The organism is Spongiactinospora sp. TRM90649, assembly GCF_029382225.1.
Taxonomy (GTDB): Bacteria; Actinomycetota; Actinomycetes; order Streptosporangiales; family Streptosporangiaceae; genus Spongiactinospora.
In genome coordinates this window covers 433,599-451,753 of record NZ_JARLTC010000002.1, presented here as the reverse complement: position 1 = coordinate 451,753, position 18,155 = coordinate 433,599, and the positions used below count along the sequence as shown (strand labels likewise).

Here is an 18,155-nt window from a genome sequence, read left to right as displayed (position 1 = left end):
TTATCGCGATGAGTGTCGGAAGTGTTCCGGGACACACGATTACGCTTCGGCTCCCATCGGTGATCGATTCGCTACATTACGCATCCAGGCTCGATCGTTCCCGGGCCGGATTGCGAGCCAGCCTTGACCCTTGTCGTCGCCGCTCCACGTCGAGTCGAGCAGCGGACCCGTTCCGGACCGGCCCGGTGTGCGATATCGGTCGTGCGACTAATGCCCGGGGTCGCGCTGGCCGTCGTGACGGTCGCCACGCTCACCGCGCACGGCACGCAGGGCGCCGACATCGCGGCCTTCTTCGGCTACCTCGCGCTGGGCGTGGTCCTGCCGGGCACGCTGATCTGGCGGGTCTGCCTGGCCGGGCGCCACTCGCTGCCCGTGGAGCTGGCGGCGGGCACCGCCGCCGGATACGCCCTGGAGATCGGGGCCTACGCCGCCGCGCGGGCCGCAGGGCAGCCGCGCTGGTTCCTGGTCGCCCCCGCCCTCGTGGTCGTGGCCTGCGCGGCGGTCCCCGCGCTGCGCCGCCGGTGCGCGCGCACGCGGCGCGAACACGTTCCCATCGCCGCCGCCTGGACCCTCGCCGGGCTGGTCGCCACGCTCGTGGTGTGGGCCGCGCCCGCCTTCTACCGGGCGCACGGGCTGAGCTGGCCGTCCAACGCCGCGCCGTACGTGGATATGCCGTTCCACCTCTCGCTCGTCGGCGAGCTGCGCCACCACATGCCGCCGACCGTCCCCGAGGTGGCGGGGGAGCCGCTGGCCTACCACTGGTTCTTCTACGCCGACGTCGCCGCCACGACCTGGGCCACCGGCATCGAGGCGCAGACCGTGCTCTACCGGCTGGCCATCCTGCCCATCGCCGCCGCGTTCACCGTCCTGATCGCGGGCCTCGGGCGCATGGCGGCCGGGTCCTGGTGGGCGGGCGCGGCGGCCGTCGCGCTTTCGTACCTGGCCGCGACCCCCGACCTGTTCGGCTGGCGGGAGAGCCCGCTGCCCAGCGGGTCGCTGGTGGGCACGCTGACCTGGCTCAGTCCCACCCAGACCTTCGGTTCGGCGATCTTCGCCGCGCTCGTGCTCGCGGTGGCCATGGCGCTGCGCAGGCCGGGCGTCCCCGGGCTGCTGCTGATCCTGGCGCTGCTGGTGGCGGTCTCCGGGGCCAAGGCGACCTACGTGCCGCTGATCGGCGCGGGCCTGGTGGCCCTCCTGCTGCACCGCCGCGACCGCCTGGTCCTCGGGCTGCTGGCCATGGTCGCCGCCGTGCTGGCCTTCGCCCAGTTCGTGCTGTTCGGCGGCGCGTCCCAGGGCATGAGCGTACGGCCGGGCGCGCTCGCCGCCTGGCTCGTGGCCACCCACCCCGCGCCCGGCGACGACCCCGGCACGCTGACCGCCGCGGTCAGCGGCGCGCTCGCGCTCGGCTGGGCGACCGTCTTCGCCGGTGGCGTGGTGCTGCTGCGCCGCCGTCCGTATCTCCGGTGCCCCCGGCGTCGCCGGGCCCTGCTGCTGATCTGCCTCGGCGCGGGAACGTCCTCGGCCGGGGCCGCGCTGCTGCTCGGGCATCCCGGGCTGAGCCAGCTCTACTTCCTGCGCGGCGGCTGGCCCTACCTGGCGATCGTGGCGGCGGCCGGGCTGCGGATCGCGATGGGCAGGGTGCCGCGTGCCGTCCGGCCCGCGCTGGTGGCGCTCTGCCTGGCCGGTGGCGCGGCCTTCGGCATCGACGCGCGGAGCGCCGCGGGCACCGCGCTGACGGTCGAGTCCGCGCTGGTCCCGGTGTGCGTGCTGGCCGGGGCGGTCGCCGTCGGCGCGCTCGTCCTGCACCGCGCGACCGGGGGTGTGGCCGTGGTGCTGCTGCTGGTCGCGGGCCTGTGCTCGGCGCCGGGCGCGGACGGCCTGGTGCGGTCGTACTCCGGCGCGCCGCAGACGATCCCCGAGGTGCCGGAGGTGCCCGCGGGCGGGATGGAGGCGGCGCGGTGGCTGCGCGCCAACACCCGCCCCGACGAGGTGCTCGCCACCAACGTGCACTGCCGGGGCGTGCGGGTGCGCTACTGCGACAACCGGCACTTCTGGGTCTCGGCCTACACCGAACGGCGGCTGCTCGTGGAGGGCTGGGGCTACACCCCGACCAACCTCGGCCGGGTGGTCGACTACCTGGCCGACCACTACACCCACTTCATCTTCTGGGACCAGGCCCGGCTGGACGACAACGACGCGATCTTCCGATCGCCGTCGCGGGCGGCGGCGCGGCGGCTGCTCGCCGTCCACCGGGTGCGCTGGCTGCTGGTGGACGAACGCGACCCGCTGCTGCGCGGCGCGGTCGCCCGGTTCGCCGCGCTGCGCTACCGGGCGGGCGACTGCGCGGTCTACGAGATCGTCCCGTGGATCGCCAACCCCGACCCGTTCTCCCCCTTCGTGTAAACCCCGCGTCATCTGTTAGGCGAGGTCGCGCGTCACCGTCCGGCGTCGCCGCGCCCCCGGCCGAGACTGGCCGCGTACCCGTGCCATGTCGACCGCCGGAGGGCCGCGATGCGGGAGAACGTCGTCGGCGAGGCCGTCGCCGCACACACCCCGGCAGTGTCCGGGACGCTCGCCACGCCCGGCACGCGGGCCCCGGAGCCCACCGTGGACATCGTCATCCCGGTGCTGAACGAGGCACGCGCGCTGCCCGGCTGCGTCGAGACCCTGCACGCCTTCCTGACCGCCTCCTTCCCGCTGACCTGGCGGATCACCGTCGCCGACAACGGCAGCACCGACGCCACCTGGGACATCGCCACCGGCCTTGCGGCCCGCCTGCCCGGCGTCCACGCCACCCGGATCGAGACGCGCGGGCGCGGCGCGGCCCTCCGGCACGCGTGGAACGCCAGCCCGGCCGAGATCGTCGCCTACATGGACGTCGATCTGTCCACCCACCTCGACGCGCTGCTGCCGATGGTGGCCCCGCTGCTCAGCGGGCACTCCGAGATCGGCATCGGCTCGCGGCTGGCCAGGTCCTCGCGGGTGCGGCGAACCGCCCGGCGCGAACTGATCTCCCGCTGCTACAACCTGGCGCTGCGGCTCAGCTTCGGCACCGGGTTCCGCGACGCGCAGTGCGGCTTCAAGGCCGTGCGCGCCGACGTGGTCCGCCCGCTGCTCGGGCGTGTCCAGGACGACGCGTGGTTCTTCGACACGGAACTGCTGCTGCTCGCCGAGCACAACGGGCTGCGGGTGCACGAGACGCCGGTGGACTGGTTCGAGGACGTGGACTCCCGCGTCAAGGTGGTCAGCACCGCCTGGCAGGACCTGCGCGGGATGATCCGGGTCGCCCGGCGCATGTCGCGCGGCCAGGCGCGGGTGGACCTGCCGCCGCGCCGCGAACTGGCCCCCGTCCACCCGGACGCGGTGGTCGCCCCGCCGACGAACCCGCTGCTGGCCAAGCTGGTGTCGTTCGCGCTGATCGGCGTGGTCTCCACGGTCGCGCACACCTCGCTCTACGCGGCGCTGCGCACGGTCTGGACGCCGGAATGGGCCAACCTGGCCGCGCTGGCCGTCACCGCGGCGGCCAACACCGAGGCCAACCGGCGCTGGACCTTCGGACGGCGCGGCGGGCCGCGGACGCGGGTCCACTCCCGGGCCGGGCTGCTGTTCGCGATCAACTACCTGTTCACCACCACGGTGGTGGTGAGCGTGGTGCACGCGCTGCCGGGGCACGGGCGGGCGCTGGAACTGGCCGCGCTGCTGTCGGCCTACGTGGTGATGACGATCGTGCGGTTCGCGGTGCTGGACCGGTGGGTCTTCCGCGACCGGGCGCTGGTCACGGGCTGAGCCCGGTATCGCCAGGGGCGGCGACGCTGACCAGGCGGGTGAACTCGACGGGAAGATCCACGCCATCCCACACGCCGTCGAAGCGCAGCGCCGACCCGATCGGGACCATCCGGTCGATTCCCCGCCCGGCCAGCGCCTCGGCCAGCTCGCGCAGCTCGGCGCGCTCGAAGCCGTAGTGGGTCATCGTCTGGTCCTTGCGATCGACCAGCGGGAGCAGGCCGTCGAGGGAGCCGAGGCCGGTGTGGGCGAACACGCCCGCGCCCAGCCACCGCCGGGGCAGGGCGGCCGGGTCGGCGGGCTCGGGCAGCTCAAGCACGGTGACCTCGTTGCCGGGGAACGACAGCCGCCCGGCCACGCCGTCGGCGGCCAGGCCGTAGGCGGCGACGCGCTTGCGCACCGCCATCGCGGCGTCCACCCGCCACCGCCGCGCGGTGTGCTCGGTCAACCGTCCGTTGAAGTCGCCGGCCGCCGCCGCGCGGTCGCCGGAACCGACCCAGAACACCGTGCGCGGCGACGCGCACGCCGCCTGGCCGAACCAGTAGGCGTCGTTGGCGAAGCCCGTCACCACCCGCTCGCGCTCCTCGGGCGGCGCGGACAGCCACGCCGAGGTGCGGATCACCGCGAACGACGAACGGTCGGGGAAGGTCACGTCACGGGCGTGCGGGGGCAGCGGCTGCCGCCTGATCTCGCGCACCGCCTCGTCGCCGCCCCAGATCACCCGCAGGTCGCACGCCGCCGACAGGCACCCGGTGGCCTCGGTGGAACGCTCGTAGCCGACCACCCGCTGGGAGTGCGCCACGGCCGGGTGGGCGTCGGCGAGCGCGTCGAGCAGCACCTCGACCACCGCGCGGGCCGGGCCGCCCGCGCGCGGCGACAGGCGGACCACGTTGTGGTTGCCGGCCAGCGCCGAAAGCGCCCAGGAGTAGACGAACAGGGTGTCGACGTTGGCGGGCGGGATGTGGAAGACCAGCCCGCGCGGCACCCGCAGCACCGGATCGGCGTCGTCCGGCCGCAGCCGGGCCAGCACCCGGGTGACCTCGGAGCGGCGCAGGAAGTAGCCGAGCGCGGTCAGCTCCGGATGGCGCCGGGCCATGGCGGGGGCGACCAGGCGGCGTGACACCGACTCCAGGAACGCGCGGATCCGCTCGTCGCCCACGGTCAGCGGCCCGCCGGGCGGCGCTTCGCGCACCTGGGCGGCGACCCGGCGGACCGGCGCGTCGGGGCCGGGCGGGAAGACCTGGCGGACGTTCACGCGGCCTCCCGGGACGCGCCGCCGTACGTGTCGCTGCACCCGCGCGCCTCGGCGCGCGGCAGCCGGCCGAGCACGCCGAACCGTTTGCCCGGCCACACGCCGTCGTCCACGCCGTGGACGACGCCGAGGTCCTCGGTCAGCACCGCGTGGCCCGGGTAGGAGGTGGGCAGCGTGCTCACCACCTCGATCAGCCCGGGAACGCCCGGCGGGACCTCCTGCCAGGTCTCGGGATCCCGGATGATCACGTCGGCGAAGTCGGGCGCGTACAGGCCGCCGTCGCCGTCGTCGTCGGGGCCCTCCAGGAAGATCGTCCCGATCTGCTCGACCATGCCGTAGAAGTTGTGGATCCGGGTCAGGCCGGTGTCGGCGGCGAACCTGCGGCGGTACTCGGCGTTGTCCACGGCCTCGTCGGCCATCTTCTTCCAGCCCCCCGAGTGGATCAGCACCCCGCCGGAGAGGTCGAGGCCGTGATCGCGGGCCGGTTCGTAGAGATGACGCCAGGTCATGAAGGTGAACCCGAAGATCAGGAAGGGGTCGCCGCGGTGGCGGCTCAGGAAGCCGCGGACCGCCGCGAGGTCGGCCGCGCCGTCGTCGTCGAGTGCGAACGTGTGGTCTCTGCCGAAGTTCATCATGCCCAGCACGCCCGCGCCGCGCGCGCTCAGCGCGGCGGCGCGGATCACCGACCGGGAGTCGACCACCAGCATCGGCATCCGCCGCTCGCCGAGCACCGCCCGCAGCGTGGCGGCCAGCGCGCGGGCCTGCGCCTGCGCCGCCGCCCGGTCGAGAAAGATCTTGCTGGGCGGTCCGCCCGTGGTGCCGCTTGAGGTCAGCGTCCGGAAGACCGCGTCGTCGGGGACGCTCTTCAGCTCGTGCGTGGCGAACAGCCGCACCGGCAGCCAGGGCAGCGCCGCCACCGACGAGTACGGCGGGGCCTCGCCGAGCGCGGCCAGGATCCGCGCGTACGGCGGGCACGCGGCCCGGTGGTGCTCGGTCAGCGCGGCCAGCTCCGGCAGCAGCCTGGCCTCCTTGACCGGCTGCGGCAGTGAGAACGGCGTCATAGCCCGGCCTCCAGAGTGCGATAGTCGACCTTCCCCGAGGGCAGCAACGGCAGGCGCTCCACGCCCCGCACGTCGAACCCGCTCCAGTGCGCGCCGGTGAGCGCGGCCAGCCGTCGCGCCAGCTCCTCGCGCATGCGCGGCTCGACGGCCTCGGCGAACACCACCACGCGGTCGTCTCCCGCCACGGCCGCGACCGGGCCGTGGCCGCGCAGCAGCTCCTCCAGGTCGTCCAGGCCGACCCGCAGGCCGAAGACCTTGCCGATCCGGCGCAGCCTGCCGGACAGGAACAGGAACCCCTCAGGGTCGAGCCGGCCGAGGTCGCCGGTGCGCAGCACGCCGCCCAGCTCGTCGTCGCGGAGGAGGTCGGCGGCGCTCTCGGCGTAGCCCATCATCACGTTGGGCCCGCGGTAGACGACCTCGCCGTCGTCGATGGACAGCGAGCCGCCGGGGACGGCCAGGCCGACGGAGTCGGGGCGGGCGGCCAGGTGCTCGGGAGGCAGGACCGCGACGCGGGGGGCCTCGGTCATGCCGTACATCTTGACCAGGTGACCGCCGGAGCGGGCCATCCGCGCGGCGAAGTCGGCGACCAGGTCGGCGCGCAGCCGCGCGCCGGACTGGGTGATCATGCGGATCGCCGGATGCGCGGCCGGGTCGAACCGCAGCCGCCGCAGCATCTCGAACTGGTAAGGCACCGCCGCGATCGAGGTCGCGCCGAAGGCGTCGGCGGTCTCCCAGAACCGGCGGTCGAGCAGGCCGTCGCCGGTCAGCATCACCCCGGCTCCGGCGGCCAGATGGGCGTTGAGCGTGGTCAGGCCGTAGGTGTAGTGCAGCGGGAGCGTGGTCGGCCACAGGTCGTCAGGCGTCAGCCGGAGCGCCCGCGCGACCGAACCGGCGTTGGCGAGCACGGCGTCGCGCGACAGGCGCACCAGCTTGGGACTGCCGGTGGACCCCGAGGTGGTCAGCAACACCGCCAGGTCGGGATGCACGGGCGGCGCGTCGTCGCGGATCCACTGCGCCCCGGGCGTGTATCCGGCCGGAACCGGCATGCCGGACGGCGGGTCGGCCACCACGGCGGGGGAGTAGCGCTCGACGAGCGTCAGCAACGTCTCGGGCCGGATCGCGGGATCGAGCAACGCGACCGGACGGCACGACGCCAACGCCCCCAGGTAACGCACCACCGCCGCGACGCGCGAGGGCGAGGGGCTGAGCAGCAACCCCTCGGGCAGCCCGCCCAGCCGCGCGGCCTCCGCCTCGACCCGCTCCCACAACTCGGCCCCGCCCAGTTCCCGCCCGCTCCCGGCGTCCACCACCCGAGCCCCCGGATGCGGCACCCAAGGCCGATGGATCACCTCCGCACCCCGCAGTGGGTCATACGGCGACTCCGCCGTCTACGGAGAGGACCTGGGCGGTGATGAACGAGGCTTCGGGGGAGAGGAGGAACGTGACGGCGGAGGCGACGTCGGCGGGGGTGCCGAGGCGGGCCAGGGGGGTGGCGCGGACTCGGGCCTCGCGGCCCGTGGCGTCGAGGGTGGCGAGCATGTCGGTGTCGATGTAGCCGGGGGCGACCGCGTTGACGCGGATTCCGGCGGGCCCGAGCTCCTTGGCCGCCGCGAGGGTCAGCCCGGCGACCGCCGCCTTGGTCGCGCTGTAGACGGCCTGCCCCGGCCCGCCCGACACGCCCATCACCGACGACACCAGCACCACCGCCGGGTTGACCCCACGGCGCAGCAGCCGGACGGCCGCTTGCAGGGTGTGGGCCGCGCCGACCGCGTTGACCTGGAACAGCCGCTCCACGGAGGCCGCGCCCATCATGCCGAGCAGCGCCGCCTCGTGCACGCCCGCGTTGACCACCAGCCCGTCGAGCCGCCGGTGCCGTCCGTGCACGCCGCGCATGATCGCAGCCACGGCCTCGGCGTCGGCGACGTCGCCGTGCGCGGCCTCGGCCTTCCCGCCGGTCTCCCGGGCCAGCGCCGCCGCTGCCCGCTCGGCGGACTCGGGCGTCCGCCCGTGCACCACGACCGTGTCCCCGCCCAGCGCGAGCCCCCGCGCCACGGCATACCCGATCCCCCGCGCCGCCCCCGTCACCAGCACCACCCGCCCACCAGATGGCGAGGGTGGCGGGTCAGCCGGGGACGGGGACACCGTGTTTGGCGAGCAGGGCCGCCGCCTTGGTGAAGGAGGACATGTCGAGGACGTCGTCGGTGTCGATCATGATGTCGAACTCGTCCTCCATGGCCGCGACCAGCGACATGTGCGCCAGTGAGTCCCATTGCGGGATCGAGCGGTACTCCAGCTCGTCGACCTGCGCGCCCTCGCCGAGGCCCAGTGCGCGCGCGAAGACCGCGCGCAGGCGCTGGACCGGATCCGTGGTGTTCACCGCGTGCCCCTCTCCACTCAACGTGTCCGAGTATCCACGGAGTGTAGCCAAGCGTGCGACTCGGAATGAACGCGTTGTGGATACCGGCTCCGGAGTGGCCGCTGGGTTAGTGTTGCATTTGCGTAACGGCGTAGCTACTGTGCGTTTCTCCTCAAGGTAATGGAAGCGTATAGGCCGCCGCACCGCGGGTGGCGGGCTGCCATCGTCGTGGCGGCGCATTCGCCGCGCCGTTCACGCGCGCTTGGGGGAGTGATGGACGAGTCCAATCATTGGTACGGGCATTCGCGGATATTCGCCCGCTATTGCGGGATCAGTCGGCTGCAGCAGCGCCAGGTGCCGCGCATCCGCGGCTTCGTCCAGCACGGCTGGAACTACCTGCACGGGTTCCCGCCCAACGACCGCTGGTGCACCTCCGGCTACCCGCGTTTCGTCTGGTCGGACGTGCTGGCGCGGCGGGGCTGGTCCATGGGACGGCGCGGCCACTACGTGATCGGCTCGCCCTGGGCGTACCTGCTGGCCATGGAGCCGCACATGACCGACGCGGGCGCGGCGCCGGCGCGGGAGGGCACCATCTGGTACCCGTTCCACGGCTGGGAGAAGCACGCCGTGCACGGCGACCACGCGCGCCTGGTGGACGAGATCAGGGACGTGGAGACCGGCCCGGTGACGGTGTGCCTTTACTGGCTGGAATACCGCAACCCCGAAATCCGGAAATGGTACGAAAAAGCGGGCTTCCGGGTTATCTGCCATGGTGAACGTGGTTCCCGCTGGGACCAGAAGGGCCGCGACTTCCTGCTCCGCCAGCTCGCCGAACTCCGCAGCCACCGGCGTGTCGCCTCCAACCGGCTCACCAGCGCCATCCTCTACGGCGCGTCCGTCGGCTGCGACATCGCCGTCTACGGCGACCCGATGACCCTGGCCGAGGAACGCCCCGAGTACGGCGGCACCGCCCGCCGCATGCGGCTCTACCCCGAGCTGCACGGCCCCAGCGTGGACCCGGTCGCCGCCCGCGAGATCGCCACCTACGAACTGGGCTTCGCCCACCTCACCGGCCCGGAGGAACTGCGCGCCCTGTTCGGCTGGGACCCCGACCGGCACGCCCGCCGTCACCTCAGACCCGGCGGCAGGCCCCTGGTGCTCGAACGGGAGAGATGCGCATGACCGCCGACGAACCGGCGCGGGTGGCCGACCTCCCGCCAAACGTCCGCCTGGTCGGCGGGGAGATGCTGCTGTGGTCCGACGACCCGGCGCCGCCGGAGAGCGACCATCCCGCCGCGCAAGCCACCGCCCCCTGCCGTGCGGCGGGGCCGCCGCGCTGCGGGCAGGCCGTCCGTGAACTGCTGCGCCGGATCATGCCCGACGGCGCAGCCGTGCTGCTCGTCGGCCCGCACCCGGAGGACTTCGTCTCCTGGGTCGCCGAGCGCGCCGCGTCGGTGGCCGTGGTGCTCCGCTCCCACCCCGACGCCTGCCGTCTCGGCCGGGGCCACCTCGGGGTGCCCGCATTCACCGTCTACTGCGGACGGCTCGACAAGCTGCCCGACCTGCCGCCGTTCGACGTCGTCTGCGCGCTCGACGGGTTCGACCGGGTGCACTCGGCCGAGTCGCCCGGCCACACCTGGCGCGACACGCTCGCCCAGGTCACGGGCCTGGTGTCGGAGGGCGGCACGCTCGTCCTGGCCACCAGGAACGATCTCGGCATGGACGCCTTCGTCGAGGCCAAGCCGTACGAACGGACCGACGGCGACTGGTTCCCCGCCGGGCTCGACCCCACCTACCCGGCCCGCCACGAGGCCGTGACCCGCGAGCTGCACTCCCACGGGCTGGCCGAACGCGTCTGCTACGCCGGGTTCCCGTCGGCGCACGCGCCCCGCGCGCTGTTCTCGGTGGAGACCCTGAACGGCGCGCCGCCGTTGCCCGACGCGGTGACCGTCGCCGCCTGCGCGCAGCGCCACCACGGCAGGCAGGTGATCGCCGACCCGGTGCGCCTGGCCGCCAAGGCGTTCAAGTACGGCCTGGCCGACCGCCTCGCGCCGCTGTGGCTGACGGTCGCCCACCGTCCGGAGCCCTACGCGTCCGACACGTTCCCCACCCCCGCCGCGCTGGTCGAGGACAACATCTGCGAGCACCCGTGGACCCGCGTGTGCGAGCTGGTCCACGACGAGATCTACGGCACCTGGACCCGCCGTCCCCTCCCGGTCGCCGCGACTCTCCGCATGGACCGCGTGCTGCGCGAGCCCGACGCCCTGTCCGGCCCCCTCCCGCAGGGGCGGCTGCTGGACGAGGTGCTGCTCACCGCCTGCGCCTTCGACGACCTGCCGCGCGTCCGTGAGACGCTGCGGTCGCTGTGCGGCTGGCTGTCCCGCCAGGCCGTGGACGGCCTGCTGCCCGGCCACCTGGCCTTCGCCACCACCGACAACCTGGCCTGGGACGACGACCGGCCGTGGCCGATCGACCCCGGCTGGTCGCTGCTGGCCCCCGTGCCGCTGCCGGTGGCGCTGTCCCGGGTGCTGTGGCGGTTCGCCGACGGCCTGCTCGCCGGCGGCCACCACCACCCCTGGCCGTGGGACCTCGACGCCGACCGCCTCACCGGCACCCTGCTCGCGCTGTGCGGCCTGCCCTTCGACGCCGGAGCCCTGGCCGAGGCCAAGGCCCTGGACGCCGACCTCGCCGCCACGCTCGGCACCGCCGCGCCGCAGGCGTCGCCGCCCGAGACCTACCGGGTGGTGCTCGCCGCCCGCGACCGCATGCGGGAGTCGCTGACCTCGGCGCAGGCCCGGATCGACCGCCTGGAGATCAAGCTCACCGGCCGTGAGCGCGAACTGCGCAGGACCCGGCGCAAGCTGCGCCGGGCCCGCAGGAAGGTGGTGGCCATGCGCCACTCGTTCGCCAACCGCGCGGTGCGCGGCATGACCTGGCCGCTGCGAACCGGTGCCCGCCTGGTACGGCGAGGCTGAGGGAGGAGTATCCGAAGTGCCGCTCTTGTCGGTCGTAGTCCCGTTCTACAACGTCGAGAAGTACATCGACGCCTGCCTGGCGTCGATCGCCGCGCAGACCCTCAGCGATTTCGAGGTGATCTGCGTGGACGACGGCTCCGCCGACGCGAGCGCCGCGACGGCGGCGGCCTACGCGGCGGCCGATCCGCGCTTCCGGCTGATCACCCAGCCCAACGCCGGGCTCGGCCCCGCGCGCAACGCCGGGGCCGCCGCCGCGACCGGCCGCTACCTGGCCTTCGCCGACAGCGACGACGTGATCCCGCCCAGGGCGTACCAGTTGCTGGTCTCCTCGCTCGAACGCACCGGCTCCGACCTCGCCTGCGGCAACGTGCGGCGGCTGACCGGCCGCAGGCTGACCCAGTCGTGGGCGCACCGGGAGGCGTTCGCCGCGACCTTGCCGCGCACCCACATCAGCGCGCACACCGAGCTGGTCCGCGACCGGATGGCCTGGAACAAGGTCTTCCGCCGCGCGTTCTGGGACGCCCACGGCCTCGCCTTCCCGGCCCGGATGTACGAGGACCAGCCGGTGATGATCCCGGCGCACGTGCTCGCCGACGGCGTGGACGTCCACTCCGAGGTCGTCTACCACTGGCGCGAGCGCGACGACGGCGCGGGCTCCATCACCCAGCGCCGCCTGGAGCCGGAGAACGTCCGCGACCGGCTGCTGTCGGTCACCGAGACGGCCGCGTTCCTGGAGGTCCGCGCCCCGGAGCTGAAGCCGCTGCTGGACGCCGAGTCGATGGAGATCGACCTGCGCGTGGCGGCCGAGGCCGTGGTGGCGCTGAGCCCCGAGGAGCGCGATCCGCTCCTCGAACTCGCCTGCGACTACCTCGACGGGGTCGAGGAGGAGACCTGGCGGGCGGTGCCCGCGCTGACCCGGCTGCAACTGCGGCTGCTGCATCGGCGGATGCTGCCCGAGCTGCGCTCGGTGCTCGCGCACGACACCGACGCGCCGGTGCGGGTCAGGCCCGGCGGGCTGCGCCGTCGCCGCTGGTACGCGGACTACCCGCTGCGCGGCGACCGCCGGATCCCGGCCGACAGCCACGACGTCACCGGGGAGCTGCGGCTGCGCGCCGGGGTCGACCGCCTGCGGTTCGGCGGCGGCGGCCTGCGCGCCCAGGGCCGGATCTGGCTGCCCGGCGCCGGGGTCGCCGACCTCGCGGGCGCCCGGCTGCGGCTCGCGCTGCGCCAGGGCGGCAAGGAGGGCCGTGCCGTCCCGCTCGGGCAGTGGCGGCTGGCACCCGGCACGGCCGCGCACGGCGAGGCCGCGGCGATCGTCGCCGACGGCGACGAGGTCCGTTTCGAACTCGACCTGGGCGAGACGCTGCCGCTCGCCGAGTGCGAGGACGCCGAGGGCACCTGGCAGATCCGCGCCGAGCTGGCCGGGCGCGGCCTTGACCTGGAGACCGGCGTGGCCGCCCCGGCCGCCGACCCGTTGTTCGGCCAGGGGCCGCTGCGGATCGGCGACGGGCTGTGGATCATCCCGGCCGTCGGCAACCACCGCCGCCTGCGGCTGCGCGTGCGGTGCGCCCGCGCCGCCGTGACCCGGTGCGTCCCCCAGGGCGCGGGGCTGCGCATCTCGGGCTGGGCGCGGGCCAACCTGCCGCCGCCCGCCGAGGTCGCCGTGGTCCCGCAGGACGAGACGGCCGCAGGGGTCGCGTTCCCCGCCGAACTGGACGGTTCTCGCGCGGGGGGCGTGTCGCGGTTCACCGCCGACATCCCGCTGGCGGGCATCGGCTCCGGGACGGCCTGGCGGTTCGCCCTGCGGCACCGGGGCGCCCGCGCCGTGCCCCTCGCGTTCGACTCCGCCGAGCACGTCGAGGGGGAGGCCGACCACCGCCGGTTCGTGGTGACGCGGTCCGGCAACTGCAACCTGGTTCTCAGAGAAAGGACCGATCCGCGTTGACTGCACTGCCCGCGGCGCCCTGGACGCTCGACAACATACCCGGCCGGCTCCACGAGACCGACATGCGCGTCTTCGACTGGCTGCTCGGCTACCAGGCCCGCTTCTTCACCCCGGGCGACCTCGTCGAGCTGGGCGCCGACCAGGGCAAGAGCGCCATCGTGATCGGCCGCCACCGCCGCGAGGAGGAGCGGTTCGTGGTGTGCGACCGGTTCGACCAGGCCGGGCTGCGCGGCGGGTTCGAGTCCAACTACCTGGCCTTCCACCAGCGGCTCCCGGAGATCGTGCAGGGGCCGTCCACCGTCATCCTGGACCACGTCGAGCCCGACTCGTGCAGGTTCGCCCACCTGGCGGCGTCCCGTGCCTACGAAGACGTCCGCGACGACCTCGCGGCGGCCCGCAAGCTGCTGGTCGCCGAGGGCATCGTGGTGGTGGACGACTACCGCTTCGAGGGAGCGCCGGGCATCGCCGCCGCCGTGTGGGAGGCGGTGACCGCGCACGGCCTGCACCCGATCTGCCTGACGCCGCAGAAGTTCTACGGCACCTGGGGCGACGCGGGCACGCCGCAGGAGGAACTGACTCGGTGGCTGGCCGGGCACCCCGACGAGTGGATCTCGCACACCGAGCCCGTCGCCGGGCGCACGGTGATCCACCTGGACCGCGCCCCGGGCGCGGAGACTCCGCAGGCGCCGGGCCTGCCGGAGGAGGAAGAGGAAAAGGAGCAGACGTTGCCATTGCCCGCCGAGCCCGCACCGGTCGCGCCCCGCTGGAACACCAAGGCGCGGCACAAGCGCAGGAAGCCGCTGCACAAACGACTGATGCGGATCCTGATGCCCACGCGGCTCCGCCGCCGCCTGCGCCGCCGCGCCAAGTGATCACCTATTCCAGGACGGCCAGCAGCTCCGCGATGACGCGATCCTGGGCCCCATCGGTGAGGCCCGGGAACAGCGGCAGCGAGAGCTGCTCGGCGTAGTACGCCTCGGCGTCGGGGCACATACCGCGCCGGTAGCCGAGGTCCTCGAAGACCGGATGCCAGTAGGCGGGGATGTAGTTCACCTGGACGCCGATCCCCGCCGCGCGCATCCGGTCGTAGACCTCGCGCCTGCGCCCGCCGTGGATCCGCACCGGGTACAGGTGCCAGGCCGGGTCGGCGTACGTCCGGCGCGCGGGCAGGCTCAGCCCGTCGGCCGCCGCGAGCGCGGCGTCGTAGCGCGCGGCCAGCTCGACGCGCCGCGCCCGGAACGCGGGCAGCCGCCGGAGCTGGCTGATGCCGAGCGCGCACAGCACGTCGGGCAACCGGTAGTTGAGCCCGAACGACTGCGCCTCGTGATACCACTCGCCCTCGCCCGGACGGCGCATCAGCCGGGGATCGCGGACCACGCCGTGGCTGCGGAACAGCGCGGCGGCCGACAGCAGCCGGGGGTCTTCGGCGGCCACCGCCCCGCCCTCGGCCGTGGTGACCGTCTTGGTGGGGAAGAACGAGAACGTCGTGAGGTCGGCCAGCGACCCCACCGGCCGGTCCTTGTAGCGGGACCCGATGGAGTGCGCGGCGTCGGCGACCAGGATCGCGCCCGCCGCGTCGGTGACCTCGCGCAGCGCGTCGTAGTCGGCGGGATGGCCCGCGTAGTCGACGGCCGTGACCACGCGGGTGCACGGGGTGGCCGCCGCGCGGGCGGCGTCCGGGTGCAGCGCGCCGGTGTCGGGCTCGATGTCGGCGAACACCACCCGCGCGCCCAGCAGGCAGGCGGCGGAGGCGGTGGCCACGAAGGTCAGCGGCGAGGTGACGACCTCGTCGCCGGGACGCACCCCTGCCGCGATGTAGGCGGTGTGCAGGGCGGCGGTGCCCGAGGTGACGCTGACGCACGGCACGCCGCCCGTCCACAGCGCCAGCTCGGCCTCGAACGCGGCGACGGCGGGACCGGTGGTCAGCCAGTCGCCGCGCAGCACCTCGCAGACCGCCTCGACGTCGACGTCGGCGATGGACTGCCGGCCGTAGGGGAGCATCAGACCTCCGCCGAGATCATCTCGCGTAGCTGAGCCACGGTCAGCCACTGGTCGTTGCCGTCGGAACGGTAGGAGAAGCCCTCCGGGACCGTCTCGCCCGCCTGCGGCGGGACGTAGCCCCAGGTCGCGATGGTGGGCAGGACCACGTAGCGGTCGGCCAGCCGCAGCGTTCTGCGGCCGTCGTCGGGGGCGATCATCTCCTCGTGCAGCTTCTCGCCCGGCCGGATGCCGATCTCGTAGGTGGGGGAGTCGGGGGCCAGCGCCTCGGCCAGGTCGAGCAGCCGCATGCTGGGGATGCGCGGGACGTACAGCTCGCCGCCCTGCATCATGTCGAAGGACTCGACCACGAACCTGACGGCCTGCGGCAGGGTGATCCAGAACCGGGTCATCCGCTTGTCGGTGAGCGGGATGCTGCCGCCCTCCTTGGCCAGGCGCAGGAAGAACGGCACGACCGAGCCCCGGCTGCCGACCACGTTGCCGTAGCGGACCACGGCGAACCTGGTGGGATGCCCGGCGGCGTAGTGGTTGGCCGACACGAACAGCTTGTCGGCGACCAGCTTGGTCGCGCCGTACAGGTTGATCGGGCTGGACGCCTTGTCGGTGGACAGCGCGACGACCTTGCGCACCCCCGTGTCGATGGCCGCCTCCACCACGTTCTGCGAGCCCGCGATGTTGGTTCGGACGTATTCGAAGGGGTTGTACTCGGCGGTGTCGACCTGCTTGAGCGCGGCGGCGTGGACGACGTGGTCGACGCCGTGCATGGCGCGGACCAGCCGGTCGCGGTCGCGGACGTCGCCGATGAACCAGCGCAGCCGGTCGTCGTCGCCGAACTGCTGACGGGCCTCGTACTGTTTCAGCTCGTCCCTGGAGAAGACCACCAGCCGGCGGGGGGCCAGCCGATCCAGGGCATAGCGGATGAACGCCTTGCCGAACGACCCCGTTCCCCCGGTGATCAGGATCGATGATCCGGTCAGAACGCCCACGTGACTCCCCCGAGTTTTGAGACTGCCGGATGCTTCCGGTCCGGTCGAGCCGGTAGCATAGCGCGACCGGATAGGCACTCACTGTCACACGGGGGAATGGGGCAACGGTGCGTATTATCGGGATTGTCCAAGCTCGCATGGGGTCCACACGGCTGCCCGGCAAGGTGTTGCGGGAGCTGTCCGGCAGGTCCGTGCTCGGCTGGGTGGTGCGCGCCGCGCGCTCGTCGGCGGCGCTCGACGACCTCGTGGTCGCCACCACCACCGAGCCCGCCGACGACGCCGTCGCCGACGAGTGCGACCGGCTGTCGGTCGCCTGCCACCGCGGCCCCGTGGACGACGTCCTGGCCAGGTTCGCCGCCGCGCTGCGGGACCGCCCGGCCGACGCGGTCGCGCGCTTCACCGCCGACTGCCCGCTGCTCGACCCCGGCCTGGTCGCCGAGGTGGCAAGCGTCTTCCGGGCGGTCCCCGGGCTCGACTACGCGGCCACCGGGCTCGGCGGCACGCTGCCGCGCGGCACCGACGTCGAGATCGTCGGGCGTGGCGCGCTGGAGGAGGCCGACCGCCTCGCCACCGGCTACCACCGCGTCCACGTGACCTCCTACGTCTACACGCACGCCGAACGCTTCAAGGTGCTCGGCCTGGGCTACCCGCCCGCCGCCGACGACCTGCGGGTCACCCTCGACACCGAGGACGACTGGCGGCTCATCCAGGCGATCGCCGGTCATGTCGGCGACGACCCGATGCCGGTCGGCACGCTGGTGCGGTGGCTGCGAGATCGCCCCGAGCTGGCCGGGATCAACGCCCACGTGCGCCAGAAGGAGCTGCAGGAGGCGTGAGACGCCGGGTGGGGATACGCTGCGACGCCGGCCCCGGGGTCGGCGTCGGCCATCTGGTGCGGTGCGTGGCGCTGGCCGAGGAACTGGGCGCCCGCGGCATCGAGGTCGTCTTCCTGGGCGACCTGGGCGGGCTGTCGTGGGCGGCGGCCCAGCTCCAGCGCCGGGGGCTGCCGCTGGTGCCCGCGCGGCCAGGCCCCGAGGCGCTCGGCGCGCAGGCCGCCGCCCTGGGCCTCGACTCGGTGGTGCTCGACTCCTACGAACTGCCCCCCGAGACCGGGATGGCGCTGCGCCGGGCGGGCATCCCGGTGCTCGCGATCATCGACGGCGACACCCGGGGGCAGTCCGCCGACCTCTACCTCGACCAGAACCTCGGCGCGGAGGACCGCCACGTGGGCCTGCCGGTGCTGGCCGGCACCCGTTACGTGCTGCTCCGCGATGACGTACGGAGATACCGGTCGGTTCCGGCCGGGGGCATACCGCACGTGCTGTGCTTCTTCGGCGGCACCGACGCCACCGGGGTCACGGTGGGCTGGCTCGACGCGCTGGCCGAGACCGGCGTGCCGTTCTCGGCCACGGTGATAGCGCCGGGGCCGGTCGCGCCGCCGCCCGGCCTGCCGATCTCGGTGCTGCCGCCGACCGACGAGCTGCCCCGGCTGATGGCCCAGGCCGACCTGGTCATCACGGCGGCCGGCACGACGGTCTGGGAGCTGCTCTACCTGGGGGTGCCCACCGCGCTCACCTGGGTGCGGGAGAACCAGCTCCTGGGCTACCACGCGGTCACCAAACGCGGGCTGGCCGCCGGGCTGGGGGCGGGCAACGACCCGCGCTCCGCCGTCCCCACGCTGCGCGACCTGCTGGCCGATCCGGGGCGGCGGGCCCGATACGCCCGCCGCGGCCGAAAGGTGATCGACGGCCTGGGCCGCGAGCGCGCCGCCGACGCGCTCGCCCGCATCCGCTGAACCG

The 18,155-nt window shown here is 74.0% G+C and carries 15 protein-coding genes; 8 read left to right on the top strand and 7 right to left on the bottom strand.

The window, feature by feature from the left end; translation table 11 throughout:
- Positions 1 to 201 precede the first annotated feature (201 nt).
- Positions 202 to 2,403 carry a hypothetical protein gene (locus P3X83_RS02105; RefSeq protein WP_277302744.1) on the top strand — a complete coding sequence of 734 codons (2,202 nt, stop codon included), beginning with the start codon at positions 202 to 204 and terminating at the stop codon, positions 2,401 to 2,403.
- A 108-nt stretch (positions 2,404 to 2,511) separates the two neighbouring features.
- On the top strand, positions 2,512 to 3,786 hold the full coding sequence (locus P3X83_RS02100) for a dolichyl-phosphate beta-glucosyltransferase (RefSeq protein ID WP_277302743.1): 1,275 nt from the start codon (positions 2,512 to 2,514) through the stop codon (positions 3,784 to 3,786).
- On the opposite strand, the gene P3X83_RS02095 is transcribed toward P3X83_RS02100, so the two are convergent.
- Genes P3X83_RS02095 through P3X83_RS02075 form a run of 5 tightly spaced genes read right to left on the bottom strand, consistent with a single transcriptional unit; the run spans position 3,776 to position 8,473 of the window.
- Positions 3,776 to 5,038 (bottom strand): acyl-CoA reductase, encoded by a 1,263-nt coding sequence (locus P3X83_RS02095; RefSeq protein ID WP_277302742.1) that lies wholly within the window; start codon positions 5,036 to 5,038, stop codon positions 3,776 to 3,778. The two genes, P3X83_RS02100 and P3X83_RS02095, sit on opposite strands and share 11 nt — an antisense overlap.
- The gene (locus tag P3X83_RS02090; RefSeq protein ID WP_277302741.1) at positions 5,035 to 6,096 is read right to left on the bottom strand and encodes an acyl-protein synthetase; all 1,062 of its coding nucleotides are present in this window, start codon (positions 6,094 to 6,096) and stop codon (positions 5,035 to 5,037) included. The genes P3X83_RS02095 and P3X83_RS02090 overlap by 4 nt, the downstream gene beginning before the upstream one ends.
- Positions 6,093 to 7,445 (bottom strand): AMP-binding protein, encoded by a 1,353-nt coding sequence (locus P3X83_RS02085; RefSeq protein ID WP_277302740.1) that lies wholly within the window; start codon positions 7,443 to 7,445, stop codon positions 6,093 to 6,095. The genes P3X83_RS02090 and P3X83_RS02085 overlap by 4 nt, the downstream gene beginning before the upstream one ends.
- 19 nt (positions 7,446 to 7,464) lie before the next feature.
- Entirely contained in the window at positions 7,465 to 8,187 is a 723-nt protein-coding gene (locus P3X83_RS02080; protein ID WP_277303501.1) for an SDR family oxidoreductase, read from the bottom strand.
- A gap of 31 nt (positions 8,188 to 8,218) precedes the next feature.
- Positions 8,219 to 8,473 (bottom strand): acyl carrier protein, encoded by a 255-nt coding sequence (locus tag P3X83_RS02075; protein WP_277302739.1) that lies wholly within the window; start codon positions 8,471 to 8,473, stop codon positions 8,219 to 8,221.
- A gap of 252 nt (positions 8,474 to 8,725) precedes the next feature.
- On the opposite strand from P3X83_RS02075, the gene P3X83_RS02070 reads away from it, so the two are divergent.
- Genes P3X83_RS02070 through P3X83_RS02055 form a run of 4 tightly spaced genes read left to right on the top strand, consistent with a single transcriptional unit; the run spans position 8,726 to position 14,244 of the window.
- Positions 8,726 to 9,634, top strand: coding sequence for a hypothetical protein (locus tag P3X83_RS02070; RefSeq protein ID WP_277302738.1), 909 nt, complete (start codon positions 8,726 to 8,728; stop codon positions 9,632 to 9,634).
- Positions 9,631 to 11,427 (top strand): hypothetical protein, encoded by a 1,797-nt coding sequence (locus tag P3X83_RS02065; protein WP_277302737.1) that lies wholly within the window; start codon positions 9,631 to 9,633, stop codon positions 11,425 to 11,427. The genes P3X83_RS02070 and P3X83_RS02065 overlap by 4 nt, the downstream gene beginning before the upstream one ends.
- Positions 11,428 to 11,443: 16 nt before the next feature.
- A complete protein-coding gene (locus tag P3X83_RS02060; protein ID WP_277302736.1) occupies positions 11,444 to 13,372 on the top strand; it encodes a glycosyltransferase in 1,929 nt (642 codons plus the stop codon).
- A complete protein-coding gene (locus P3X83_RS02055) occupies positions 13,369 to 14,244 on the top strand; it encodes a class I SAM-dependent methyltransferase (protein WP_277302735.1) in 876 nt (291 codons plus the stop codon). Before P3X83_RS02060 ends, P3X83_RS02055 begins: the two co-directional genes overlap by 4 nt.
- A gap of 4 nt (positions 14,245 to 14,248) precedes the next feature.
- Here the strand turns inward: P3X83_RS02055 and P3X83_RS02050 are convergent, their stop codons facing one another.
- Both P3X83_RS02050 and pseB read right to left on the bottom strand, forming a co-directional pair.
- Positions 14,249 to 15,373, bottom strand: coding sequence for a DegT/DnrJ/EryC1/StrS family aminotransferase (locus P3X83_RS02050; RefSeq protein ID WP_277302734.1), 1,125 nt, complete (start codon positions 15,371 to 15,373; stop codon positions 14,249 to 14,251).
- Positions 15,373 to 16,356 (bottom strand): UDP-N-acetylglucosamine 4,6-dehydratase (inverting), encoded by a 984-nt coding sequence (pseB, locus tag P3X83_RS02045; protein ID WP_277302733.1) that lies wholly within the window; start codon positions 16,354 to 16,356, stop codon positions 15,373 to 15,375. The genes P3X83_RS02050 and pseB overlap by 1 nt, the downstream gene beginning before the upstream one ends.
- Positions 16,357 to 16,463: 107 nt before the next feature.
- Here pseB and P3X83_RS02040 point away from each other — a divergent pair, with 107 nt between their 5' ends.
- Positions 16,464 to 17,192: a glycosyltransferase family protein gene (locus P3X83_RS02040; protein ID WP_277302732.1), complete on the top strand. Its 729-nt coding sequence runs from the start codon at positions 16,464 to 16,466 to the stop codon at positions 17,190 to 17,192.
- Positions 17,189 to 18,151 carry a glycosyltransferase gene (locus P3X83_RS02035; RefSeq protein WP_277302731.1) on the top strand — a complete coding sequence of 321 codons (963 nt, stop codon included), beginning with the start codon at positions 17,189 to 17,191 and terminating at the stop codon, positions 18,149 to 18,151. The genes P3X83_RS02040 and P3X83_RS02035 overlap by 4 nt, the downstream gene beginning before the upstream one ends.
- Positions 18,152 to 18,155: the final 4 nt, after the last annotated feature.